This is a genomic window from Methanosalsum natronophilum (assembly GCF_024808815.1).
GTDB lineage: Archaea > Halobacteriota > Methanosarcinia > Methanosarcinales > Methanosarcinaceae > Methanosalsum > Methanosalsum natronophilum.
In genome coordinates this window covers 57,462-84,179 of sequence record NZ_JANUCS010000001.1, presented here as the reverse complement: position 1 = coordinate 84,179, position 26,718 = coordinate 57,462, and the positions used below count along the sequence as shown (strand labels likewise).

23 protein-coding genes and 1 tRNA gene are annotated in these 26,718 nt (G+C 35.1%); 20 read left to right on the top strand and 4 right to left on the bottom strand.

The annotated features are described in order from the left end of the window. Nucleotide 1: 1 nt before the first annotated feature. Nucleotides 2-640, bottom strand: coding sequence for a histidinol phosphate phosphatase domain-containing protein (locus tag J2T59_RS00435; RefSeq protein ID WP_259133027.1), 639 nt, complete (start codon nt 638-640; stop codon nt 2-4). Nucleotides 641-1,051: 411 nt separating this feature from the next. Between J2T59_RS00435 and J2T59_RS00430 the strand changes: the two genes are divergently transcribed. Further along, nucleotides 1,052-3,283 carry an amino acid permease gene (locus J2T59_RS00430; protein WP_259133026.1) on the top strand — a complete coding sequence of 744 codons (2,232 nt, stop codon included), beginning with the start codon at nt 1,052-1,054 and terminating at the stop codon, nt 3,281-3,283. Nucleotides 3,284-3,289: 6 nt separating this feature from the next. Here the strand turns inward: J2T59_RS00430 and J2T59_RS00425 are convergent, their stop codons facing one another. From J2T59_RS00425 to J2T59_RS00415, 3 genes are read right to left on the bottom strand one after another with little or no spacing between them, the layout of a single operon-like run. After that, nucleotides 3,290-4,063, bottom strand: a complete 774-nt coding sequence (locus tag J2T59_RS00425; RefSeq protein WP_259133025.1) for a 23S rRNA (uridine(2552)-2'-O)-methyltransferase — start codon at nt 4,061-4,063, stop codon at nt 3,290-3,292. A gap of 4 nt (nt 4,064-4,067) precedes the next feature. Then, the gene (locus tag J2T59_RS00420; RefSeq protein WP_259133024.1) at nt 4,068-4,646 is read right to left on the bottom strand and encodes a DUF7109 family protein; all 579 of its coding nucleotides are present in this window, start codon (nt 4,644-4,646) and stop codon (nt 4,068-4,070) included. A 17-nt stretch (nt 4,647-4,663) separates the two neighbouring features. Further along, nucleotides 4,664-5,677: a Vms1/Ankzf1 family peptidyl-tRNA hydrolase gene (locus J2T59_RS00415; protein ID WP_259133022.1), complete on the bottom strand. Its 1,014-nt coding sequence runs from the start codon at nt 5,675-5,677 to the stop codon at nt 4,664-4,666. Between the two features lie 193 nt (nt 5,678-5,870). On the opposite strand from J2T59_RS00415, the gene coaBC reads away from it, so the two are divergent. From coaBC to J2T59_RS00320, 19 genes are all read left to right on the top strand, one after another. After that, nucleotides 5,871-7,115: a bifunctional phosphopantothenoylcysteine decarboxylase/phosphopantothenate--cysteine ligase CoaBC gene (coaBC, locus tag J2T59_RS00410; RefSeq protein WP_259133020.1), complete on the top strand. Its 1,245-nt coding sequence runs from the start codon at nt 5,871-5,873 to the stop codon at nt 7,113-7,115. After that, a complete protein-coding gene (locus J2T59_RS00405; RefSeq protein ID WP_259133301.1) occupies nt 7,108-7,998 on the top strand; it encodes a pantoate kinase in 891 nt (296 codons plus the stop codon). The genes coaBC and J2T59_RS00405 overlap by 8 nt, the downstream gene beginning before the upstream one ends. A 23-nt stretch (nt 7,999-8,021) precedes the next feature. Then, the gene (locus J2T59_RS00400) at nt 8,022-8,801 is read left to right on the top strand and encodes a 4-phosphopantoate--beta-alanine ligase (RefSeq protein ID WP_259133018.1); all 780 of its coding nucleotides are present in this window, start codon (nt 8,022-8,024) and stop codon (nt 8,799-8,801) included. A 59-nt stretch (nt 8,802-8,860) separates the two neighbouring features. Continuing rightward, a complete protein-coding gene (locus tag J2T59_RS00395; protein WP_259133016.1) occupies nt 8,861-10,168 on the top strand; it encodes an amidohydrolase family protein in 1,308 nt (435 codons plus the stop codon). A 36-nt stretch (nt 10,169-10,204) separates the two neighbouring features. After that, the gene (locus J2T59_RS00390) at nt 10,205-11,440 is read left to right on the top strand and encodes an adenosylhomocysteinase (RefSeq protein ID WP_259133014.1); all 1,236 of its coding nucleotides are present in this window, start codon (nt 10,205-10,207) and stop codon (nt 11,438-11,440) included. A gap of 281 nt (nt 11,441-11,721) precedes the next feature. Further along, a tRNA-Lys gene (locus J2T59_RS00385) sits at nt 11,722-11,795 on the top strand. Between the two features lie 56 nt (nt 11,796-11,851). Beyond that, nucleotides 11,852-12,088, top strand: coding sequence for a DNA-directed RNA polymerase subunit H (locus J2T59_RS00380; RefSeq protein ID WP_259133012.1), 237 nt, complete (start codon nt 11,852-11,854; stop codon nt 12,086-12,088). Nucleotides 12,089-12,202: 114 nt separating this feature from the next. Next, nucleotides 12,203-13,870: a DNA-directed RNA polymerase subunit B'' gene (locus J2T59_RS00375; protein WP_510186663.1), complete on the top strand. Its 1,668-nt coding sequence runs from the start codon at nt 12,203-12,205 to the stop codon at nt 13,868-13,870. Beyond that, nucleotides 13,871-15,685 carry a DNA-directed RNA polymerase subunit B gene (rpoB, locus tag J2T59_RS00370; RefSeq protein ID WP_259133011.1) on the top strand — a complete coding sequence of 605 codons (1,815 nt, stop codon included), beginning with the start codon at nt 13,871-13,873 and terminating at the stop codon, nt 15,683-15,685. A 15-nt stretch (nt 15,686-15,700) separates the two neighbouring features. Further along, nucleotides 15,701-18,343, top strand: a complete 2,643-nt coding sequence (locus J2T59_RS00365; protein ID WP_259133010.1) for a DNA-directed RNA polymerase subunit A' — start codon at nt 15,701-15,703, stop codon at nt 18,341-18,343. A 30-nt stretch (nt 18,344-18,373) separates the two neighbouring features. After that, complete coding sequence (gene rpoA2, locus J2T59_RS00360) at nt 18,374-19,501, top strand: DNA-directed RNA polymerase subunit A'' (RefSeq protein WP_374761063.1); 1,128 nt, start codon at nt 18,374-18,376, stop codon at nt 19,499-19,501. A 92-nt stretch (nt 19,502-19,593) separates the two neighbouring features. Next, entirely contained in the window at nt 19,594-19,881 is a 288-nt protein-coding gene (locus J2T59_RS00355) for a 50S ribosomal protein L30e (protein ID WP_259133008.1), read from the top strand. 14 nt (nt 19,882-19,895) lie between these two features. Further along, complete coding sequence (locus J2T59_RS00350; protein WP_259133007.1) at nt 19,896-20,321, top strand: NusA-like transcription termination signal-binding factor; 426 nt, start codon at nt 19,896-19,898, stop codon at nt 20,319-20,321. A 56-nt stretch (nt 20,322-20,377) separates the two neighbouring features. Continuing rightward, nucleotides 20,378-20,806, top strand: a complete 429-nt coding sequence (locus J2T59_RS00345) for a 30S ribosomal protein S12 (RefSeq protein ID WP_259133006.1) — start codon at nt 20,378-20,380, stop codon at nt 20,804-20,806. A gap of 3 nt (nt 20,807-20,809) precedes the next feature. Beyond that, nucleotides 20,810-21,370, top strand: coding sequence for a 30S ribosomal protein S7 (locus J2T59_RS00340; RefSeq protein ID WP_259133005.1), 561 nt, complete (start codon nt 20,810-20,812; stop codon nt 21,368-21,370). A gap of 36 nt (nt 21,371-21,406) precedes the next feature. Next, on the top strand, nt 21,407-23,599 hold the full coding sequence (locus J2T59_RS00335) for an elongation factor EF-2 (protein ID WP_259133002.1): 2,193 nt from the start codon (nt 21,407-21,409) through the stop codon (nt 23,597-23,599). 114 nt (nt 23,600-23,713) lie between these two features. Next, entirely contained in the window at nt 23,714-24,982 is a 1,269-nt protein-coding gene (gene tuf, locus J2T59_RS00330; RefSeq protein WP_259133000.1) for a translation elongation factor EF-1 subunit alpha, read from the top strand. Nucleotides 24,983-25,021: 39 nt separating this feature from the next. After that, the gene (gene rpsJ, locus J2T59_RS00325) at nt 25,022-25,333 is read left to right on the top strand and encodes a 30S ribosomal protein S10 (protein WP_259132999.1); all 312 of its coding nucleotides are present in this window, start codon (nt 25,022-25,024) and stop codon (nt 25,331-25,333) included. 160 nt (nt 25,334-25,493) lie between these two features. Further along, nucleotides 25,494-26,693, top strand: a complete 1,200-nt coding sequence (locus tag J2T59_RS00320) for a geranylgeranyl reductase family protein (protein WP_259132998.1) — start codon at nt 25,494-25,496, stop codon at nt 26,691-26,693. Nucleotides 26,694-26,718 lie beyond the last annotated feature (25 nt).

The following is a 26,718-nucleotide window of genomic DNA, read 5'->3' as shown; positions in this document are numbered from 1 at the left end:
TTTATGAAATAAACTTTTTAGAATTATCAAGTATTTTAAGAGCTTGAAGTTCTGTTAGACCTGAACCCATAGCTATCATTTTAGCTTCACTTTTTGAAATTAAATCACTAGTAGAATGTGCATCTGTATTTACAATTAGCTTAGCTCCCGCTTCTAAACCTACACGTGCTACATGGCCATTAGTTCTGTTGTGACCACTCCTAGCAGTAATTTCTAAACAGATATCATTATCTGCTGCCATTTTAGCTTCATCTTCAGTTATGAAACCTGGATGTGATAATATATCAACATCTGGAGTTTCAACCACAGCTGCATTAGTTCCAGGATATACAGGTTCTGCAATTGTTTCTCCATGTACAACTATTATTTCAGCACCCAAATCACGAGCTTTTCTCACTAGAGGTGCTATTTTACTCGGTGGTATGTGGGTAAGTTCGACACCGGCAAATATCTTAATATCTAGTACATCTTCAAGATATTTTGCTTTTTTAACAGCTTCTATTGTGCACTCTATATTTGAATAATCTACATGGTCAGTGATTGCAATCGCTTCATAGCCTTTAACCAAAGCTCTTCTTACTAGCTCACTTGGAATTAGTTCGCCGTCGCTAAAAATAGAATGTGTGTGTAGGTCTATCATTAGATTCATCTCTTGATGTTAATATTCAATAGGCTTATTATTACTAATTGATGCTTTTAAGTTTTTAAATACTTATCTAAAAATGGTTTATTATAATGTTATAACTAATGGCAAGTATTAGCTCCATGATAGAATAATTTTTTCAGATAGGGTAGTATTTATGAAACAATAATGGAAAAACTAAAATAGAAAAATAATTATTAACAAGTTATAGTATGCCAGAATGTTAAGAGCCAAGCTGATGAGACATTGAATCTAGTTTTAATCATTTATATGGAAATTTCCAATCTAAAATAAAATTAAATGATGAATATAGATATATTGACCTAATTTAGAATTTTATTATAGCTAATTAGAACTTTGAAATAAATCCATACAAATCAAACCAATTCATAGAAAAAGGAGCTTTTGATGGCAGATTTACAACCAAAAGAAAGGCTAGGTAGGAGTCTTGGCTTTTTTCCGACTTTTGCTATTGGTACTGGAACCATGATAGGTGCTGGAATATTTGTTCTTCCAGGAATTGCTACTGCATCAGCTGGACCCGCAGCTATAATATCTTTTATATTTGGAGGTTTGATTTCTATGGCAACGGCTATCAGTATGGCAGAGTTAGCTACAGGTATGCCAAGAGCTGGAGGTAGCTATTATTTTATTAGTAGGGCTATGGGGGCAGTATTTGGTGCAATAATTGGAATTGGAGCATGGCTAGCTCTTGTATTTAAGGGATCATTTGCTTTAGTTGGGTTAGGGGATTATTTATTTGTGTTTTTTCCTATTCCGGTTCTTGTGACAGCTGTTTCTGCGGGAATTATTTTACTTTTTATCAATTATAGAGGTGCAAAAAGTAGTGGTTCACTTCAAAATGCTATAGTTATATGCTTGTTTGCTATTTTAATTCTTTTTATCATCCAAGGCGCATTAATGCTAGATACTACTAAGTTCCAACCTTTTGTGCCATATGGCTACTCTTCCATACTCGCAACTACGGGTTTGATATTTATTTCATATTTAGGAATTACACAATTAGCAGCCATATCTGAAGAGGTTAAAGATCCTTCGAAGAACTTACCAAGAGCATTTATAGCCTCTGTTGCTTCTGTAACTATTCTTTATACGGGGGTAATGATTGTTATTAATGGTATGCTGCCACTGGAAAAAGCCGTAGTTACAAGTACTCCTCTAGTTGATGTGGCTGATATTATGATGGGTAATATTGGTCAAATAATAATTGTCTTTGCAGGTCTTCTTGCTACAATTTCAACAGCTAATGCTGCAATACTAGCTTCATCAAGATTTCCATTTGCCATGGGAAGAGATGATTTAATGCCAAAATGGTTTGTTGAAATTCACAATAAATATGACACTCCTTATAAGGCAATTTTAGTGACTGGTTTTTTTATGTTAACCTTGCTCCTATTATTTAATGTGGAACAACTAGCAAAACTTGGTAGTACTTTTAATATTTTGATATTTGTTTTAATTAATTTGTCTGCAGTTATTCTTAGACGAAGCTCTCTTGAATGGTATCAACCTTCTTTTAAAGATCCTTTTTATCCTTTAACTCAAATAATTGGAATTTTAGGTAGTTTATTGCTTTTACCTTTAATTGGTCTTATGCCACTTGCATTTGCACTTACTGTTGTTGTGATTGGTATCATGTGGTATGTATATTATGGAAAAGAAAAAGCTATTCCTAAATACAATGTATTGGATTTAATTGAGAACGATGTACTACCAGTTGATTCTACAGTTGACCGAATTAAGGTTCTAGTTCCGTTAGCTAACCCAGAACATGAAAAGGATTTATTAAAACTTGCTGATAAGGTAGGTGATGAGATAGTTGGTCTACATGTTATCAGGGTACCAGGTCAAACAACCCTTCTTGCAGCACAAGAAGCTTACCATGAGAATAAACTTGAAATTGACGATAGTTTAGAAAAACAGTTTAGAGAATGTCTAAGACTTCCGAAACATAATCATCAATATATTGTTGCTTTTGATCATAGCGTTTCTAATTCTATACTAGAACAATCCGAAATCGAAGATGTTGATATTATTGTGATGGGATGGCATGAAGTTGATAGATTCCACCAAACAGTGGGTAATGTGGCTAATAAAATATTAACAACATCCAAAAGACACATATTGGTTTTGAAGGGCTACTTACCACTAGAAATAAAAAATATAACAGTTGCATATAATGAAAAAGATAATTCAAAATATAGTTTTTATTTAGCAAAAAGGTTAGCCATGAGGACAGGTTCAAGTATCAAGATTTTGCGGATAATTGATCCCGATCAAAATGATGAAGTGAAAGAAGAGATTAGGGAGCAAGTTCGAAAGGCAGCTATGAATGATGAAGGCTTCAACATTACTTATGAAATCAAAGAAAAGTACTCCACAGAGGATGCCATTTTAGAAGCTTCAAAAGAAACTGATTTGATCATGATTGGTGATTCCAGTCAGAGATTTAAGAAAGCATTTATTGGCACTTTACCTCAAAGGATTGCAAAACACAGTAATAAGCCAGTGATAATAGTTAAAAGGTATAAGCCGCTTTCTAAGGAAGGAATAAGTTCTGTTATAGCTAAGTTGAAGTTAAACAAAAATAAAATTATAAAAAAAATCAAGGATAAATAATGGTTACTATTTTAAATATTCCTCGATTTTAGCAAACGCAAAATTTTGCTTCACATCAGTAATTTTGATTTGAACTTTATCACCTTTCTTACCATTTTGTATAAAGACAATAAATCCATCTATGTGAGTGAATCCATCATTACCTTTCCCAATACCTTCGATCTCGGCTTGATAGATATTCCCAACTTTGACAGGTGTGACCAGAAACTTTTTTGCGATAATATATATTTCTGCACTTTGTGTACGTGAAGCCTTTGGATTATAGGCCTTAACATGGACGAACTCTTTTTTTATATCATCCAGGAAATTTTTAAACATATCTCCTTGGAATACCTTGAAGACAAACGTTCCACCAGGCTTCAATACCTTTTTAGCACATTCAAATGCAGATTCAGAAAGTCCAATGGAACGTGCATGATCTAAACTCCAGTTTCCAGAGAGGTTGGGTGCAGCATCACATATAACTACATCAGCTTTTTCATCTTCTAATATTGCCAATATTTTATTAATAGTAAAATCTTTTGTAATGTCTCCTTTAATAGTTTCTACGCCATCAATTGGTTTTATTCTTTTAAGATCAACTCCAACTATTGTACCATCGGAAATTTCTTTAGCAACCTGAAGCCAACCACCAGGTGCAGCGCCTAAATCTATTACATTATCATGCTCTTTTATAACATTAAATTTTGAGTTTATCTGTTGCAGTTTGTAAGATGCTCTTGACCTATATCCTTCTGATTTAGCTTTCCAATAATACTGATCTTTTTGATTTCTAGCCATTTTTTCACTTTGTTCTTATACTTTCTAGTAATTTACTTGTTATGTTTAGTTTTTCTTCAATATCTTTTAATAGCGATATTCTATTATTATCAGACCAAAAATCTAAGTCATGGTAGTTATTGAACAACTCACTATATTTTCCTTCAAGTTTTGGGATGGAGTAATCGTAGGAACTGTTTTTTGAAATATTTAATAACTCTTGATTAAACGTGTTTAATTCATTCAAGGTTGTAGTAGCATATATGGAAAATATTTTATCTTTGTTTACTTTCCTTTCATTAAGCTCTAAGACATCTATTACTTCGCTCAGCTCGGGTGGAATTTGTGGAAATGCTTTTGGACTAATAATGTAATAATATTTAGAGTTACCCAAAGAGGTCTTATGAATCTGACAAATATATTTCTCTGAGATTTTATCAACTAATTTTTCAGATTCTATTTCATTTAATAAATCTTCGAATAAAGTATTATCATAATTTTCATTTCTGATGCATTGTATTTCTATAACTATTTTTTCAATTTCTTTTTTATTTAAGGCACCTAGAGTTTCAATTATGCCACACATTTCATCCTTTGAAATCATAGTTATCATGAGAAGCTTTATAATATATATCTCCGACCACTGGTCGCTGAAAGTAAAATTCGTTCTATATTATGTTTTTCTACATTAATCTCAATACCCTTCTTGATAATTGGATATTTTATATTAACTCTTTCTAATAGAATGCTTAAAAGTTGCTCTTCACCTCCTAATATAACATAATCAAAATCAACTTTAAATTGTTCTTCAAAAGAGTAATAAGTTTCAATGACTTTGTCTACATGATGCATTATATCTTCATTTCTCAGCCTTTCGAATCGTCTTTGACTAAAACCACCCTTACTATGTTTAGATTTTACACTGCTTTTGACAATTTTAAAATTTAAAAATTCTTTAACGTCCCCAATTCCAACAAAAGACTCTCCGGCACTAATTAGCAGGATACATATATTGTATTCTTTGCCTAAAATAGTCTTAATGGGACTGGTTTCAAATACACTACGGATAGTTAACTTATCTTCATTTATTGGGAAAGGAGGTACTAGGACTTCTGAAAGGGTCTTATCAATATCATGAAATATTATTATTCCTGTAGATGACTTTATTTTAGATATGAGATTAACAATGTTTTTATCAAGCCTGGTTGTAATCTCTTGATATTTCTCGTGCTCAGTGATTATCTGACCAGCCTTGTTATATATAGTTATAAAAGAACTAGAATCAGAGGTCACAGATTCAACTTTGTTCAAAAGACTTATGAAGTGATTAAGCTTTAATTCTTCTACACTCTTGAATGTTAAGCTTGAAGATTGGTATTCTTTTAATCTAATAATCTCATTCTCTAAAGTTTCAATTTTCTTTTCACAGTAGTTCAATCTTTCTTCAGCCTTTTGTTTTGATGAGATGGCTTTCCTAGCATCATCTTCTCTTTTTAGGGCCTGTTTTTTATAACCTTCAATCAAGGATTTTGTGTTTGAAAGTTCTTCTTTCAACTTTGTTACTTGGGCTTTTAGCTCATCTTTCCCGGTAATTTTGTCAATGATGCTAAAATTATTTTCTTGCTGACTTGACAATATTGTTAACTCCATTATCTATGTAAGATATAAAGGGACTATTTCCACATTAATTATATTATTTAATTGAAGATTTGTTTTATATTATAACTTATTTATGTTATTAGCAGCTACTAACTAACATGCATATAAATGATTTATTGATTTATCATTATCTTGTTGCTACCTATAACTACTGGAAGAGAGTTTTAATATGAGGTTTCATCCCACAAATTGGATTAAAGGAAATAAAAGTAATTGTCTTGAAGGAAAGACTATTGTTATTGGAATTACGGGCAGTATAGCAGCAGTACGTGTTATCGAACTTTCTAGAGAGTTAATTAGACATGGAGCAGATGTCTATGCTGTGATGACAAAAGATGCAGAAAAAATAATACATCCTGAAGCCCTTAAGTACGCTACAGGAAATGAAGTAATATCCGAGATAACCGGTAATGTAGAACACGTAGAATTTTGTGGATTGAATGGTAATGCAGATCTTTATGTAATAGCGCCTGCAACAGCCAATACGATTTCTAAGATAGCATGTGGAATTGATGACACTCCTGTAACGACTTTTGCCACTACCGCAATAGGATCAAAAATTCCTATTTTGATAGTTCCTGCAATGCATGAGGCGATGTATTCACATCCCGGTGTAATTGAAAATATTAATAAATTAAAATCATGGGATATTACTATCCTTGAACCAAATCTTGAAGAGGGAATTGCAAAAATAGTTTCTAACCAAAATATCTTGCTGCATGCTGAAAGATTAATTTATTCAAAAGCAAAATTTTCTAGAAAACTAATAATAACAAGTGGTCCTACATTAGAGTATTTGGATCCTATTAGAGCAATTACAACACTTGCATCTGGAAAAACTGGAAATGAACTTGCAAAAGAAGCATTTAGGAGAGGTTATGAGGTTTTTTTAGTTCATAAGAACAAACTTGGATTGAATGGCATAAATGAAATAATTGTTAATACTTCAGAGGAAATGATAGAAGCTGTGATAAATGAATTAGATAAAGGAGGATATGACGCCGTCATAAGTGCAGCAGCAATCTCAGATTTCTATATTGAGAGTTATCCTAAAAAAATAAAATCAAGCAATCCAATGGAGATAAAGATGTTTCCATCCATTAAACTTATCGATAAAATCAAAAAACAATATCCTGAAATTTTTCTAGTTGCATTCAAAGCAGAAACAGGCATTCGAACAGAAGAACTAATTGATATCTCCATTAATCGAATGAAAGAGTCTAATGCTGATATGATAATTGCAAATGATGTAATTAATAAGGGAATGGGGACAAATGATAATGAAGTTTATATTATAAGTAAAGATCATACTATACAACAAGTTAATGGTTCAAAAAGAGAAATAGCTGAATCGATATTTAACTGCATTGATACTTATTTTAATGGGGAGTACGATTTGTTTGCACATGATTGAATACCCTAATGCTTGTGCTTTTGCACCGGGACATATAACAGGTTTTTTTAAAGTCCATAATTCTGATAATCCTAAATCTAAAGGTTCTGTTGGCTGTGGCCTTGTTATAAATGGAGGTATAGAATCTGAAATAACTTTAATGAAAAAAACCACAGAGACAGTTATTTTTTTAAATGAGAATAAAATAGATAGTGACATAATCCAATCAACTATAAAGCAAATGACAGATACTCCTCTTATGATAAAATGTAGGTCTGATATACCAATTGGATATGGATATGGTGCTTCAGGTGCAAGTGCTATAAGTACATCTTTTGCTCTTAATAAATTACTATCTTTAAATATGAGCCATAATGAACTTATTAATATTGCTCATGAAGCAGAAATTCAGAATAATAGTGGCCTTGGTGATGTATTTGCTCAATCAATAGGAGGCGTTGTGATACGCAAAAAACCAGGTATAGAAGGGCTAAAACATGTTGATCGCATTCCATCGCTACCTTATGATATTTTTTGTTTAACATTTGATAAAATATCAACGTCAAGTATTTTAAATGACAATGACCTTGTAAATGATATAAATGTATCTGGAGATAAAGCTATAAAGCAACTATTAAAACAAAAAACAGTAAGCAATTTCATGAAACAATCGCTAGAATTCTCTAGAGACTCAGGATTGCTTGATACTAAGGCTGGAGACGTGATTGAGAAAATAAATGATATAGGTGGTCTTGCTTCACAAGCAATGTTAGGAAATACAGTTTTTGCTATTGCCACCAATGAGCATAATAAGAAAGATATTATTGGAGTTATGGAGGAATATGGTGATATTCTGATCTATAGAATAAATCATAGTGGCCCAAAAATGGTAGAAATGATATGATATAAGTTAAAATGGTGCAATAAATGGCTGATATACCACAAAATCATCCAAGGTATGAATCACTAGTAACAAGAGACCTAATAGTAGATGGAGTTAAAAATGGAATTACTGCTATACATGGCTTAACTGCGCATGGCCGTGGGGAAGCATTCGATTACCTTATAGGTGAAAAGACAATAGAGATGGCTGTATGTGCACAAAGAGCAGCAGTAGCCATGCTTCTACTAGCCAAGAAACCTGTAATCTCGGTTAATGGAAACACAGCAGCTTTAGTGCCAGAGGGTATAATAAAACTTGCAGATTTCACTCAATCAGAAATAGAAGTTAATTTGTTTCATAGAACTGAAACTAGAGTACATAGAATTGTAAATCATTTAAAATCAAAAGGTGCACATGATGTTTTAGGCCAATATGGAGACGCTAAAATAGATTTATCACATGGAAGAGGTATTGTTGATAAAAATGGAATATTCAGTGCGGATGTTGTGCTAGTTCCGCTTGAAGATGGTGATAGATGTCAAACATTGGTAGGAATGGATAAAAAAGTAATTTCAATAGATTTGAATCCTTTATCTAGAACATCTAATTCGTCTACCATAAGCATAATTGATAATGTACTTAGGGCCATTCCTAATATGATTGAATTTGCTAAGGTGATGAAGTCCAATAATAATCACTCATTGCAAGATGTTATTGATTCTTATAATAACAGAGAAGCTTTATCCTCTGCAATCTATGAGATTGGAGAAAATCTAAAATCACATGCAATAGAAAATAATATTCCTTGGAATCACTTTAAATGAGCTGAATAATCTTGAATGGTTTTCTACCTAATTAACTTTTAGACAAAGGTGTTGAAATTATGGCAGATATTGTAATAAAAAATGGACTTGTTTTGACCATGAATCCATTAGATAATCAAAAGCTAATAAAGTCGAATGTAATCATCGAGGATGGACTTATAAAAGAAATCTCATCATCAAATGATTCTGCAAATCAGGTTATAGATGCTTCAGGTTGTGTTGTAATGCCAGGTCTAGTGAACACGCATACACATGCAGCTATGACTCTTCTTCGTGGGTATGCCGATGATTTGTCTCTCAAATCTTGGCTTGAGAATAATATGTGGCCTGTAGAGGCTCAAATGAGCTCTGATGATATTTATACAGGAACATTGTTGGCTTGTGCAGAAATGATAAAGTCTGGAACAACATCATTTGCAGACATGTATTTCGAACCTGACAGTATTGCTAAAGCAGTCGAAAAATCTGGAATGAGGGCTTCTATATCTTATGGCATGATTGAACTAGGGGATACAGAAAAAGGTAAGATTGAATTAAAAAAAGGAAAAAAATTTGTCGATGAATGGACAGGGAAAGCTGGTGGCAGAATAAATACTATGTATGGCCCCCATGCACCAAACACATGCTCAAAAGATTTTTTAGTTAAAGTAAAGAACCAAGCTAGAAAAGATGGCAAGAAGATACATATACATGTTCTCGAAACAGAAGCAGAATTAAATGAAATGAAAGAAAAATATGGTAAATGCTCAATTAATATGCTTGAAGACATCGATTTTTTTGATAAAGATATTTTAGCAGCACATTGTGTTTGGCTTTCACAAGGTGATATTGAAATACTGAATGAAAAAAATGTAAATGTATCTCATAATCCTACTAGCAATATGAAACTAGCTTCAGGGACATCACCTGTCTATGATATGTGGAGAAAGGGTGTCAATCTTTCAATTGGTACAGACGGGTGTGCTTCAAATAATAATCTAGATATGTTTAAAGAAATGAAACTAGCATCCCTTCTACAAAAAGTAACTAATAATGACCCCACAGTCCTCAAAGCTTATGACGTCATTAAAATGGCTACCTCAAATGGGGCTTCTAGTATGGATATAAAAAGTGGTATTTTAAAAGAAGGCTTTAATGCAGACTTAATTTTAGTTGACATGAACAAATTACATTTAACTCCAATATATGATCCAATATCTCATTTAGTATACTCTGCAAATGGAAGTGATGTAAAAACAACAATTGTCAATGGAAAAGTCTTGATGGACAACTATAGGTTAACAAATTTAGATGAGAAGTTAATTATGCAAGAAGCTAGTAACACATCCCAAGACCTTATAGACCGAGTAAAGTCGGTAGCACAATAATTTATTATGTATTTTTGTTTTTAAGGAGAAAAATTAATGTTAACAAACGATTTGGTAGAATCTGGAAATTTAAAAATTGAATGGGCAAGGCAGCATATGCCAGTACTTAAAATAATAAGAGAAATTTTTGAGAGGGAAAAACCTCTTAAAGGATATAAAATAGCCATGGCTTTACATGTAGAAGCAAAGACGGCTAACTTGGTTGAGACATTAGTTGCAGGTGGTGCAGAAGTAGCCATTACAGGCTGTAATCCATTAAGTACTCAAGACGATATCTCACTAGCCCTTGATGATAAAAAACATATTTGTTGCTGTGCGAAATATGCTGCAAACAATGAAGATTATTATAAATCAATAGATAAGGTTCTTGACATAAATCCTGATATTACCATTGATGATGGAGCTGATTTGATTTTTAAATTACATACTGATCGCAGAGAACTTTTATCTTCTATCAAAGGGGGTTGTGAGGAAACCACAACTGGTATCCATAGATTAAAAGCTATGGAACGTGATGGGGCATTAAATATGCCAGTAATTGCAGTTAATGATGCTTTGACAAAGTTTCTATTTGATAATAGATATGGTACAGGCCAATCAGCATGGGATGGTATTGTTAGAACAACTAACTTACTAATAGCTGGTAAGACTGTTGTTATTGGGGGTTATGGCTGGTGTGGTAAAGGAACGGCGATGAGGGCTATAGGACTTGGTGCTAATGTGATTGTTACTGAAGTAGATTCTATTAGAGCACTTGAAGCTAAAATGGATGGTCACAGGGTAATGACCATGCAAGAAGCAGCCTCATTAGGGGATATTTTTGTAACAACTACTGGAAACCGTGATATATTAACAAAGACTCATTTTAAATCAATGAAGGATGGTAGCATTTTAGCCAATTCCGGACATTTCAATATAGAGATAAGAATAGATGAACTTGAAGAAATGGCTACCTCTATAAAAACAGTAAGGAATAATATTAAAGAGTACATTGTAGATGAGAAGAAAATTTATGTGCTGGCAGATGGGCGATTAGTTAATTTGGCAGCAGGTGATGGACACCCAGCCGAAGTGATGGATATGAGCTTTGCTAACCAAGCTCTATGCGTTCGTTATATCGCAGAAAAAGACTTGGACAACGGAGTGCATGCAGTTCCAGAATCAATAGATAGATATGTTGCTGAACTTAAGCTTGAGAGTATGAATGTAAAGATTGATAAACTAACATCTAATCAACAAGATTACATGAATGGCTGGGACTGTGGGACATGATTCTCAATCAAGTATATGCAAAAATGGGGAAGATATCATCCACTTAAAAAATATATCTAATATGTTTTATTATTATGATATAAAATTTTCTACCATTTCTATTTAAATTAGTAAACTATTCTGGAAATAAAAAAATGGTTAATATCTTGACCTCAGATTAATGTTAAAAATCACTAGAAAGGAGAAAATATATATAATAAGAAATCCTTTTGAGTGCGCTACATAACTACTCGATGTCAGCTGCCAGATATTTGATATATAGCAGCTGAGATAAGCTATGTGGGCTCGTAGCTCAGTCAGGCAGAGCGTCTGGCTTTTAACCAGACGGCCTAGGGTTCAAATCCCTACGAGCCCGCTAAACACGTCACATACATAATTTTCATCAAAATATTCCCTCAGGGAGGATTTAATTTGAAGAAGTTCAGCCTGCTCAATCACGAAAGAATCCCCATGCATGAAATAATGGCTGAGGATGAAATAAGTTCTGTTTTAAAACAATATGGAATTGGAAAGGAACAGTTACCTAAAATAAAAGTAAATGATCCTGTGATTAAAGAAATTAATGCAACTGTGGGAGATGTGGTGAAAATAACTCGTATTAACCCAACCTCAGGTAAGTCATATTATTACAGACTTGTAATTGAATGAATTAAGGGGGACTTAGTTCATAAATTTTGCTTTTATTTTATATTATTTTCAGATGTACCTAACTGCGTATCGACAAAAACCAATTAATGCATTATCCAACAAAATTACTGTTAAATTCAAAAAAGGGGTGCTACTATAGCTTTAGATTTAAGAAGCGTTTCGGAAGCGTATTTTAAAAGAGATATGATTGTACAACATCATATTGACTCGTTTAACAAATTTATAGATGTCGGCCTACAAAAAATAATCGATGAACAAGGGATTATAGAAACCGATTTAGAGGATATTTATCTTGAACTTGGACGAATTAGAGTTGAGAAACCTATTGTAAAAGAAGCAGATGGTGCAATTGAAAGACTCTATCCTAATGAAGCCAGGTTAAGAAACTTGTCGTACTCTGCGCCACTATATTTAGAAATGAGTGTTGTGAAAGGAGATTCGAAGACAGACCCAGTCGAAACTAAAGTAGGACAGCTTCCAGTGATGCTCAAATCCAATATTTGTAATTTGAAAGAACTTAATGATGAAGAAATGGTGAATAATGGAGAAGATCCACTTGACCCAGGAGGATATTTTATTGTTAATGGAACTGAAAGAGTTATAATGACTCTAGAAGACTTAGCACCAAACAAAATATTGACCGAATTTAGTGAGAGATATGGTGATAAGATAGAAGTGGCTAAAGTTTTCTCACAAAGAAGGGGTTATAGGGCATTAGTCGTAGTAGAGAGGGGTAGAAAAGCGTTACTTGAAGTTTCATTTCCTTCAATATCTGGAAGACTAAATTTCATTACTTTAATGAGAACTTTGGGAGTTGAAACGGATGAGGATATTGTAAATATTGTTTCAAATGATCCTGAGATTATGAAGTTCATGCTTGAGAATTTAGAGGAAGCTGAAGTAAATACCAGAGAAGAGGCAATTGAAAAAATCGGGTCAAGAGTAGCTTCAGGGCAGGCAACTGATTATCAGATTAAGAGAGCAAACTACGTAATTGATAGGTATTTACTCCCTCATTTGGGTAACTCTCCGTCCGATAGGTTAGCAAAAGCCCACTTTTTAGGTCGTATGGCAGAATCTTGTTTTGAGTTAGCTTTGGGAAGAAGAGCGCAAGATGATAAAGATCACTATTCGAATAAACGTTTGAAACTTACAGGAGATCTTATGGAGGATTTGTTTAGAGTTGCATTTAATCGTCTATCACGTGATGTAAAATATCAACTAGAGAGGGCGAATATGAGAAACCGTGAATTAAATGTTGGGACCCTTGTCCGCTCTGATGTGCTTACTGATAGGTTACAGCATCCTTTGGCAACTGGTAACTGGGTTGGTGGAAGAACGGGTGTTTCACAATTATTGGACCGAACTGATTATATTTCTACACTTTCTCATTTAAGACGCGTAATTTCCCCACTATCTCGAGCTCAGCCCCATTTTGAAGCTCGTGATCTTCATCCGACTCAATGGGGAAGATTATGCCCATCAGAAACTCCCGAGGGACCTAACTGTGGTCTTGTGAAAAACTTTGCCCAGATGGTAGAATTATCTACAGGCACGGACGATAATCAATCAATAAAAACCATCCTGTATGATTTAGAAGTGCAACCTAATAAGATGAATATTACTATTGATAATGTTCCCGAGTACGAAGACGAAGTGGGTAATTATACAGAAGAACTTGAAAAAATATCTGTTGAAGTAGATGAAAAGAAAGATGTGGCTATTGAGGTATTTTCGAGTGAGAAGTTGGACGACTCTGATAATTTAGGCGGGGAATTATAAATGACTGTAGCTAAAGTCTTTCTAAATGGTGAACTGGTTGGAACACATGAGAACCCAGTAGAATTGGTGCATGATATCAGAAGGCAAAGAAGACAAGGTATTTTGTCAAATCAGATAAATGTTGCTTTGTTTGAAGATATTCATGAGGTAATTATTAACTCAGATATTGGAAGAGCTAGAAGGCCATTGCTTATAGTTGAAAACGGCGAGCCACTTTTAACTGAGGAACATATTAAAGCTATCAAGAATGGAGAACTTTCAACTAATGACCTTCTGACTAAAGGAATTATTGAATTTTTAGATTCTGAAGAAGAAGAAAATGCTTTTATTGCTTTAAATGAACAAGATATTACGGATAAACACACGCACCTTGAAATAGATCCGTCTTTAATTCTTGGAATATGTACGGGTATGGTTCCTTACCCTGAGCACAACGCTTCTCCAAGGAATACAATGGGGGCAGCAATGGTAAAACAATGTATTGGCGTTTCTACTTCAAACCAAAAGCTAAGGCCTGATACTAGAGCTCATGTTTTACATTATCCACAAAAAGCTTTAACAACAACTCAAGTAAGTGATGCTATTGATTTTGATATGCGGCCTGCTGGTCAGAACTTTGTAGTCGCAGTATTGTCATACGAAGGTCATAATATAGAAGATGCTTTAGTTATGAACAAAGGTTCAATAGAGAGGGGGCTTGGAAGAAGTCACTTTCTAAGAACTTTCGAAGGTGAAGAAAGAAGGTATCCAGGTGGTCAAGAGGACAAGTTTGAGATTCCTGATTCTGAATATAGAGGCGCTAGAAGTCCTGAAGCGTATGCTAATCTTGATGTAGATGGATTGGTTAATCCAGAAACGGTTGTCGGTCCGAATGATGTTCTGATAGGTAAAACAAGTCCCCCACGTTTTCTTGAAGAACAATCTGATTTTGGAATTACGGTGGAGCAAAGAAGAGAAAGCGCAATCACAATGCGTTCAAATGAAAAAGGAATTGTTGATAATGTTATTCTTACAGAATCTGTGAATGGTACTAGATTAGCTAAAGTAAAGATTCGAGATCAAAGAATTCCAGAAATAGGTGATAAGTTTGCTTCAAGACATGGGCAAAAGGGTGTAATTGGATTGATAGTTCCATATCAAGATATGCCTTTTACTGAAGAGGGCATAGTTCCAGACTTAGTTATAAATCCACATGCTATTCCATCACGTATGACTGTTGGTCATGTTCTTGAAATGATTGGTGGTAAAGTTGCTTCTATGGAAGGAAGAAGGATTAATGCTACAGCATTTTCAGGTGAAAATGAAGAAGATCTTAGAAATGGATTGAATAAACACGGTTTTTCACATACAGGAAAAGAGGTTTTCTTTGATGGTGTTACTGGTAAAAAAATACAAGCTGATGTGTTTGTAGGTGTAATTCTCTATCAAAAATTACATCATATGGTAGCTTCTAAAATACATGCACGTTCAAGAGGACCAGTGCAGGTTCTAACGAGGCAGCCAACTGAAGGTAGAGCACGTGAGGGTGGCTTGAGGTTTGGAGAGATGGAAAGAGATGTTCTTATTGGACACGGAGCAGCTATGGCACTAAAGGAAAGACTTCTTGATGAATCTGATAGGGTAGTTGAATTAGTATGCTCTAACTGTGGAATGATTGCAACATTTGACCGTAAAAGGAACATTAGATATTGTTCTACATGTGGATCAGAAACAGATATCCACCCGGTAGAGATGAGTTATGCCTTCAAACTGTTACTAGATGAAATTAAAGCTCTAGGTGTTGCGCCAAGGATGAATTTAGAGGATGCTGTATAATATTTGGTGATGCTAATGGATAAAATACATTCAATGCCCAAAAGAGTAGGTGCAATCAAATTTGGTTTGATATCACCTCGAGAAGTTAGAAAAATGAGTATTACTCCAATCATAACTGCAGATACTTATGATGATGATGGGTATCCAATTGATATGGGACTTATGGATTTGAGACTTGGAGTAATTGATCCAGGTCTAAAGTGTAAATCATGTGGGAGTAGAGCTGGCGAATGCCCAGGCCACTTCGGACATATTGAACTTGTAGCTCCTGTGATTCATATAGGGTTCAATAAAATAATTCGTAAAATATTAAGATCTACTTGCAGGAAATGTAGTAAACTTTTGCTAGAACCTGCTAAGAAAGACGAATATCTATCACAATTGAACACTTTAAAGGAAATTGGTCATTTACCTGAAACCTATGTAAATGAGATTTTTAAAGAGGCAAGAAAAGCTAAAAATTGTCCTTATTGTGGGGAAGAGCAGTTAGAAATTAAATTCGAAAAGCCAAGTGATTATATAGAAGATGGTGAAAAACTCACTCCTACTGAGATAAGAGATAGGCTTGAAAATATAACTGATGATGATGTTAGGGTTATGGGGATGAACCCTGAAACTGCCAGGCCGGAATGGATGATATTGACGGTTCTTCCAGTGCCACCCGTGACAGTAAGACCTTCAATTACTCTTGAATCAGGACAAAGAAGTGAAGATGATCTGACACATAAACTAGTAGATATTATAAGAATTAATCAACGTTTTCAAGAAAACAGAGAGGCTGGTGCCCCACAATTGATTATTGAAGATTTATGGGAACTTTTGCAATATCATGTCACCACATATTTTGATAACGAGGTTTCGGGTGTACCACCCGCTAGGCACAGGTCAGGTAGACCACTTAAGACCCTCACTCAAAGATTGAAAGGTAAGGAAGGCAGGTTTAGGGGAAGTTTGTCTGGTAAACGTGTCAATTTTTCTGCACGTACAGTTGTTTCACCAGACCCTAATCTTAGTATCAATGAAGTTGGAATTCCATATGAAATCGCAAAACATATGACAATACCACTTAAGGTAATAACGTCAAATATTGATATATTGAAAAAATATGTTTCAAACGGGCGCTTAATTTATCCAGGAGCTAATTATGTAGTTAGGGGAGATGGTAAAAGAGTAAAAATTACTGAGATCAATTCAGAGGAACTAGCCGAAAAACTTGAAATTGGTTGGACGGTAGAAAGACAATTGATCGATGGAGATATTGTGCTATTCAACCGACAACCTTCACTTCACAAAATGAGCATAATGGCACATACAGTGAAGGTTTTACCCTACAAGACATTTAGATTAAACCCATCAGTATGTCCGCCTTATAATGCTGATTTTGACGGAGATGAAATGAATCTTCATGTACTCCAGAACTATGAAGCAATGGCGGAAGCAAAAATTTTAATGCAAGTGCAAGAAAATATTTTGTCACCTCGTTTTGGAGGCCCCATTATTGGTGGTATACATGATCACATTTCTGGAATGTTTTTGCTAACTAGAAATGAAAAGAATGTCAATAAAAATGATGCTCTTGAATTGCTTAGAAAAGCTGAAGTCCGTGAGTTGCCAGAGCCAATGGGCTATGATGAAGTAGGAGACCCATTTTGGTCAGGAAAACAAATATTCAGTCAGATATTGCCTAAAGGCTTGAATCTTGAATTTTCCGCTGAAGTATGTATGAAATGTGATACCTGTAAAAAGAAGGAATGTGAACATGATTCATATGTGTTTATTGAGGATGGCGAGCTAATTTCAGGAACTATTGATGAAAGGGCTATAGGTGCTTTCAAAGGCTTAGTACTTGACAAAATAGTTAAAGAGTTTGGTACTACAAGAGGAAGTCAGTTTATTGATGATGTTACTAAACTAGCAATCCGCGGAATCATGAGGACAGGCTTGAGTTTTGGAATAAGCGACGAGGATATTCCAAAGGAAGCCCAGGTTCAAATTCAAAAGAGTTTAGTTACAGCGGAAACTGAAGTTAGTAAACTGATTGCTGCATATGAGGCTAAAGAACTTGATCCGTTCCCAGGTAGGACTCTCGACGAAACTATTGAATTGAGTATAATGCAAAAACTTGGTAAAGCACGTGACCAGGCAGGTAATATTGCAGGTAATTATTTAGGATTGGAAAATTCTGCTGTTATAATGGCACGTTCTGGTGCTCGTGGTTCAATGCTAAACTTAACACAAATGGCGGGTTGTGTTGGTCAACAAGCAGTTCGTGGAGAACGTATAAGGAGAGGATATTCGGGTAGAACACTACCTCATTTTGATAAAGGCGATCTTGGAGCTCATGCACACGGATTTGTAAAATCTAGCTATAAAAGTGGTCTAAATCCAACAGAATACTTTTTCCATGCAATTGGTGGCCGAGAGGGACTTGTAGATACTGCTGTGAGAACATCTCAATCAGGATATCTTCAGAGAAGATTGGTTAATGCATTACAAGATCTTGAAGTACAGTATGACAGAACTGTTAGGGAAACTCGTGGTGTTATAGTACAGTTCAAATATGGCGAAGATGGAATTGACAGTACAAAAAGTGATTATGGAGAACCAGAGTTTGTACATAAAGTTGTCAAGTCGGTAACTGGTAAGGAGGTGGTATAAGTGGCTATAAGTGAAGCTACAATTGATTCTATGCTAAAAGATCTCCCATTACCTGAAAAGATGGTTTCTGTTTTGAGAGAAGATGCAATAAAAGCAAAAGTCAGTAAGAAAGAACTTGAAGAGATAATTGATAGATTACTTGAAGAATACGAATATGCATGTGTTGAACCATGTGAAGCTGTAGGTGTTGTTTCCGCCCAGTCTATAGGTGAGCCAGGTACTCAGATGACAATGCGTACGTTTCACTATGCCGGTGTGGCAGAAATTAACGTAACGTTAGGTTTACCACGTCTTATTGAAATTGTTGATGCAAGAAAAGAACCTAGCACACCTATGATGACTATAGCTCTGGAAGAGGAATTTTCTAATGATAGAGATAATGCTAGAAAGCTTGCATGGGAAATTCAGTCATCTCATATAGAGCACTTAGCTGATGTCACTACCGATATGGCAAATATGCAACTTGTAATTGACCTTCATGAAAAAACATTAATCCAAAGAGATATTGGTATCGATGATATTGCTGACAAACTTCGTGATGGACTAGGGGCAACGGTGCACATACCAGAGATTCCTGATAATCAAATTGTTGTGAGGCCAAATGAACCTTCTTATAGGGAACTTCTTCAACTTGCAAAGAAAGTCCACGAAATAACTCTTAAAGGAATTGAAGGGATAAAGAGAGTTGTGATTAGGAAAGAAGGCGATGAATATACATTATACACAGAAGGCTCAAAACTACAAAAAGTTTTAGAAATTGAAGGTGTTGATGCTACAAGGATCTATACGAATAATATAGGTGAAATTTATTCAGTATTTGGTATTGAAGCAGCGAGAAATGCAATTATACATGAAGCATCAGAGACGTTACGTGAACAGGGACTAACAGTTGATGCACGACATATCATGTTAGTTGCTGATATCATGACTTGTGATGGTGAAGTCAAGCAGATTGGAAGACATGGTATTTCTGGTGAAAAAGCAAGTGTATTTGCTAGGGCAGCTTTTGAAGTGACAGTTAACCATTTATTGGACGCTGGCATGCGAGGAGATGTTGACCAATTAAACGGTGTTACTGAAAACATAATTGTAGGTCAACCTATTAAACTTGGAACTGGTAATGTTCATTTACTTGCAAAAAGGCATGGTTTGGATTGATGTGCAACCAGAAAGTAGATATAATTATTTGAGTATTAAGAATCAGATATTTGAATTTAATTGATATTTCAACTATAAATTGAGTGATATGTATGGAAATTAATATTGATAAATCTCTAATAAAGGCTATTAGGACTGGATCAGTTATAATAGGCTCTAACAGAACAATAGATGCGGCTGACAAAGCCGATGTTAAATTAGTAGTTCTAGCGTCCAATTGTCCTGAAGATGTTAGAAATAAAATTGAAAATAGCAATGTTCCAGTGCTAAACTATAAGGGTACTGGTATGGATTTAGGTCCAGTTTGTGGAAAACCATTTTCAATAGCAGCTATGGCCATATTGGATCCCGGTGAGTCTGACCTATTATCAGCACAGTAAGGAGATTGATTAAGTTGAGTGAAATTAAACTTTCCACGGATGGCATTAGATATATAGCACTATTTGAAAAAGAAACTGGAGCTTCGATAAGAGATTGCATCGTTGAGGATGATAGGATAATATATGTTGTCGATGCAGGAAACATGGGTGCAGCAATTGGTAGAAACGGAGATCATATAAATAAGATAAGAAATGCTGTTGATAAACGTGTAGAGTTAATTGAATACTCAGATGATCCATCTGCGTTTATAAAAAATTCATTTGGTTCGTTAACGATAAAATCAGTTAAGATAGTGACCAAAGGTGACAAACAGCTCGCTTATGTAGAAATTTCTAATACAGATAAAGGCCTCGCAATTGGTAGAGAAGGTCGAAATATTGAAAAGGTTAAATTACTTGCAAGTAGACATCACGGAATAGATGATGTAATCTTGCAATAAGTTTATAGTAATGAATTTCATATCAAGTAAGATATTATTATGGAGGATTTTTATTAATGCCAACAGGAAAATACGCAGCAAGAAGATTAAAACAAATACGTAAAGAATCTAGGTGGAAAGATAGACGGTATAGTAGACGTACCCTTAGGTTAGATGTTAAAGCTGACCCTCTGAGCGGTGCACCACAAGGAAGGGGCATTGTCCTTGAAAAAGTAGGAGTTGAAGCAAAACAACCAAATTCAGCTATAAGGAAATGTGTTAGAATTCAGCTTATTAAAAATGGTCGTCAAGCTACAGCTTTCTGCCCCGGAGATGGAGCAATTAACTTTATTGATGAACATGATGAAGTTACAGTAGAAAGAATTGGTGGACGAATGGGTGGTGCCATGGGTGATATTCCAGGTGTAAGATTTAAAGTTACAGCTGTGAATAATGTTTCCTTAAATGAAATGGTTATTGGAAGAAAAGAAAAACCAAGGAGATAACTTATGTATAAACTATTTGGAAAATGGGACATGGAAGAAGTTGAAGTAACAGATCCTGGAATTAGAAGATATGTTAACATAGACCCAGTAATCATTCCACACACTAGCGGTAAACACGCCAGGCAACAGTTCAATAAATCTGAAATATCAATTGTTGAAAGACTTATCAATAATATGATGAGGAAAGAAAATAATACTGGCAAAAAACAACTCACAATGCGCACAGTAGAAGACGCGTTTGATATAATTAATCAAAAAACAAAAAAGAATCCAGTACAAGTTTTAGTAGAAGCTATTGCAAATGCAGGTCCGCGTGAAGAAGTTGTTAGATTGAAGTACGGTGGGATTTCTGTACCTAAAGCTGTTGACACAGCTCCTCAAAGAAGAATTGATAATGCATTAAGGTATATTTCAATTGGTGCAAGCCAAGCAGCTTTCAAATCCAAGAAAACACTTGCAGAATGTCTGGCAAGTGAACTCATTTCAGCTTCAAACCATGATGCAAAATGCTTCTCTATAAATAGAAAAGACTCAAAGGAAAGAGTTGCAAAAGCAGCACGTTGATATTTATGTTTAATTAATGAGTTTCAAGGTATTACAATGGGAAGAAGAAAAAAAATGGTAGAGCGTGTAAAAACGCTCATGAAAAATCCAGAGAATGTCAGGAATATAGGAATAGTTGCACATATAGACCATGGAAAAACAACTCTTTCAGATAACTTGCTTGCAGGCGCTGGAATGATTTCTAATGAGCTTGCGGGTAAACAACTATTCATGGACTCAGATGAAGAAGAACAGGAAAGGGGAATTACAATTGACTCATCTAATGTGTCAATGGTTCACGAATACGATGACAACGAATACTTGATTAATTTGATTGACACTCCCGGCCACGTTGATTTTGGCGGTGATGTTACTCGTGCAATGCGTGCAGTAGATGGTGCAGTTGTTGTAATTGATGCTGTTGAAGGAACAATGCCACAAACCGAAACTGTTCTTAGACAAGCATTAAAAGAACATGTAAAACCAGTTCTTTTTATAAACAAAGTTGATCGTTTGATTAATGAACTACAAGTAGATTCTCAAGAAATGCAAATTAGGCTTGGAAAACTTATTGATCATGTGAACAAACTAATTAAAGGAATGAATGAAGAAAAGTATAAAGCGGGCTGGAAAGTAGATGCTTCAGAAGGAACAGTTGCTTTTGGATCAGCTTTGTATAACTGGGCAATTAGTGTTCCAATGATGAAAAAGACACAAATAAGCTTCAATGATGTTTATGAATATTGTAAACAAGAGGATATGAAAACATTAGCAGAAAAGTGTCCACTTCATGAAGCTGTAAATGATATGGTTATTTATTTCCTACCAAGCCCAATTGATGCGCAGGAGGGGCGTGTGAATACGATTTGGCATGGAGATGTTTCTACAGAAATTGGTCATGCCATGATGAAAGCAGATGCAAGTGCACCCATTGCTTTTATGGTAACTGATATTTCAATGGACCCTCATGCAGGAGAAGTTGCGACAGGTAGATTGTTTAGTGGCACACTTTCAAGAGGAATGGAAGTAAGTGTTTCTGGAACAGCCCAAAAAAACAGAATTCAACAAGTAGGAGTTTTCATGGGTCCTGAGAGGATTGAAGTGGAAAATATTCCTGCAGGTAACATTGCTGCGGTAACGGGATTAAAAGATGCAGTTGTTGGTTCAACGGTTACTACAATGGAAGGGATGACTCCTTTTGAAAGCATTAGACATGCAAGTGAGCCCGTCGTAACTGTTGCTGTTGAAGCTAAACATATGCGTGACTTACCAAAGCTTGTTGAAGTTCTTAGACAGGTGTCAAAAGAAGATCCAACACTTAAGATAACACTTGATGAAGAAACAGGTGAACACCTTATGGCTGGAATGGGTGAGCTTCATTTAGAAGTCATAGCACATCGTATCCGCAGAGATAAAGGTGTTGAAATTTCCACAACTCCTCCTATTGTGGTTTATAGGGAAACAATCCAAGGTACTGCAGGTCCTGTTGAAGGAAAATCGCCTAACAGACATAATCGCTTTTACATTGAAGTGGAACCATTAGATAAAGAAATTGTAGCTGCTATAAAAGAAGGTGAGATTTCTATGGATATGCCTGAACTAGAGCGTCGAGAAAAGCTTATGGAAAAAGGTATGTCCAAAGAGGAAGCAAAAGGAATAACCGAAATTCATGAAAGCAATATATTTATTGATGTGACCAAAGGAATTCAACACCTGAATGAAACTATGGAATTGATTTTAGAAGGCTTTGAGGAGGTAATGAAAGGTGGTCCTCTTTCAAGAGAGCCTTGTATGGGTGTAAAAGTAAGGCTAGTTGATGCAAAGCTCCATGAAGATGCTATACACCGTGGTCCTGCTCAAGTCATACCTGCTTCAAGGCAAGCTATCCAAGCCGCAATGTTGATGGCAAATGACACATTGATGGAACCCTATCAGAAACTTTTCATCCAGGTCCCACAAGAACAGATGGGTGGAGCAACTAAAGAAATTCAAGGTAGGCGTGGTATTATTTTAGATATGGTTAGTGAAGGTGACATGACAACTATTAGCTCTAAAGTTCCTGTGGCAGAGATGTTTGGATTTGCAGGCGATATTAGGTCTGCTACTGAAGGCCGATCGATGTGGAGTACCGAGTTTTTAGGGTTTGAACCACTTCCTGCAAGTTTAATCAATGAGATAGTTTCATCAATTAGAGAGAGAAAAGGACTTAAAAAAGATCTACCTCAACCATCTGATTTTATTAGTGCTTGAATAGATTAATATATATGTTAATATATTGAGTAGACAAAATTCAGAAAGGTTTAAACCTAAAAAGAACAATTAGGCAAAAACACATAAAAATGAAGTAAAATGGAGGAAAAATAAATGGCACAAAAACCCCATATGAATTTAGCAGTTATTGGTCATATTGACCATGGAAAGTCAACACTAGTTGGAAGACTGATGTTTGAAACAGGTGCAATTCCTGAACACTTGATTGAGAAATATAAGAATGAAGCAAGAGAAAAAGGAAAAGAAAGCTTTGCATTTGCTTGGGTAATGGACTCCCTCAAAGAAGAAAGAGAGAGGGGAATAACAATTGATATTGCTCACAAAAGATTTGATACTGACAAGTACTACTTTACTATCGTAGATTGCCCAGGTCACCGTGATTTTGTCAAAAATATGATTACAGGTGCGTCACAGGCAGATGCAGCAGTACTAGTCGTGGCAGGTACGGATGGTGTAATGGCCCAAACAAAAGAGCACGTTTTCCTTTCTAGAACTCTTGGTATTAATCAACTGATAATTGCTGTTAACAAAATGGACGATACACAATACAGTGAAGAGAAGTTCAATAAAGTCAAGGAAGACGTATCTCAACTATTAGGAATGGTAGGATTTAAAGCATCTGAAATTCCATTTATTCCAATATCTGCATATGTAGGAGATAACATATCTAAGAAGAGTGACAATACTCCATGGTATAATGGTGAAACTATCCTAGAAGCTCTTGATAACTTGAAACAACCAGAAGTACCGGATAACTTACCGCTACGTGTTCCTGTACAAGACGCTTATACGATTTCAGGTATTGGAACTGTTCCAGTGGGACGTGTAGAAACTGGCGTTATGAAGAAAGGAGATAAGGTTACATTCATGCCAACAGGTGCTAGTGGTGAAGTCAAAACAATTGAAATGCATCATGAGGAAGCAAACGAGGCAAGGCCTGGTGACAATATAGGATGGAATGTTCGTGGTGTAGGCAAATCTGATGTAAGAAGAGGAGATGTTTGTGGTGAAAGCAAGAATCCACCAACTGTAGCAGAAGAATTTACAGCACAAATAGTTGTTTTACAGCACCCATCTGCAATTACAGTAGGTTACACACCAGTGTTCCATTGCCATACAGCTCAAACAGCATGTACTTTCATGTCACTTGACAAAAAATTAGATCCAAAATCAGGTCAAGTCAAAGAAGAAAACCCAACATTCATTAAAGCAGGAGATGCAGCAATCATTACTGTAAAACCTACAAGACCAATGGTAATTGAACCTGTAAAGGAAATACCACATTTAGGTAGGTTTGCTATACGAGATATGGGAATGACAATTGCTGCTGGTATGTGTATGAGTGTTAAACAGAAAGAGTAACACTCCTCTTTTCTATTTTTAAAATGAGGAGGAGAAATCATGGCACAGAAAGCAAGAATTAGATTATCGGGAATAAGTCCAAAAAACTTGGATGGTGTTTGTGAGCAAGTGAAATCCATCGCTGAACGAACTGGCGTTAGTGTATCGGGTCCTGTTCCCTTACCAACAAAAAAGTTAGTGGTTCCAGCAAGAAAAAGTCCAAGTGGTGATGGTACAGCCACATGGGACCATTGGGAAATGCGTGTACACAAAAGATTAATAGATATTGCAGCAGATGAACGCGCACTAAGACAGCTCATGAGAATACAGGTTCCTCGTGACATAAATATTGAAATAGTTTTACAAAACTAAACATGTGGTCTATAGTTATTTGAAATAACTATAGAGTCACTAATGCTTTCCTTTACTTACAATTCAGATGTTGCACTGTTGCTGACATCATAACTTTATTCAGTAATATTGATTTATATAGCTAAAATATTTTATATAAAGTCAATTATAGCAAAACCCGATGATATATGATGTTGTTGTAGTTGGTGCAGGTCCAACCGGCAGTCTTGCAGCAAAATATGTTGCTCTGAACGGTGCAAAAGTTCTTTTAATTGAGGAGCATTCTTCAATTGGATCACCTGTAGAATGTACAGGACTCCTTAGCACTAAAGCTATTTATGAATGTGATTTGTCACCCTCTGATAGTTTCATTCTTAACAAAATATCAAGTGCATATGTTTATTCTCCAAACGGTAATTTTATTGATGTTCAAGGTAAAGATATAAAAGCTTATGTAGTGTCGAGGAAAAGCTTTGATCAAACCCTTACATATGAGGCTATTAAATCAGGTGTCACTTTATTGCTGAATACAAAACTAGTAGATATTTGTTCTAAAAATGAATATCAACATATTTTAGTAATAAAAAATGGAACTACTAAATCTATCAAGACTAAAATAATCATTGGTGCAGATGGGATTAAATCCAATGTTGCAAAACTATCAGGTCTTGGGAATGTTAAAAAAGTTTTATCAGGTATACAGATTGAAACACAATATATGTCAAGATGTCCTGACCATGTAGAACTTTTTTTAGGTTCATGTGCACCAGGCTTTTTTGCATGGACGGTTCCAATCAATGAAAAACTATCTAGAATTGGACTAGCAATCGATTCTAACTCGGATATTAACGCCCTTGAATATTTAAATAACTTTTGTGAACAAAATTCTACTATAAAAGGTAATAGAATAGGCTCAGTACTTGATTTATCTGTAGGTTGTATTCCATTAGGAACTTTAAAGAGCACTGTTTCACATAGGACATTAATAGTTGGGGATGCTGCTGGCCAAGTGAAACCTACATCAGGTGGTGGTATTTATCCAGGTGCTGTATGTGCAAAAATAGCTGGCGAGGTTGCAGCAAATGCAGCTTTGAATAACAATTTAGCTAACAATCACTTAATTCAGTATGAAACTAAATGGAGAAAATCTATTGGTAAAGAATTAGATATAGGTTTTAGGTTTAGAAAAATTAGCAATAACTTCTCAGATAATGATTGGAACGAGATAATATCAGCTCTAAATAATGATAAGGTAAGGGATATTATAACTGAATATGGGGATATTGACCACCCATCGGTTTTAATGAAAAAATTAATATCTTTGAAAACGTCTTCTTCTTTGATTAAATTGCTGAAAGTATTTACTAGAAATATTAGATGATAATACAATTTATTTAAATATTAAT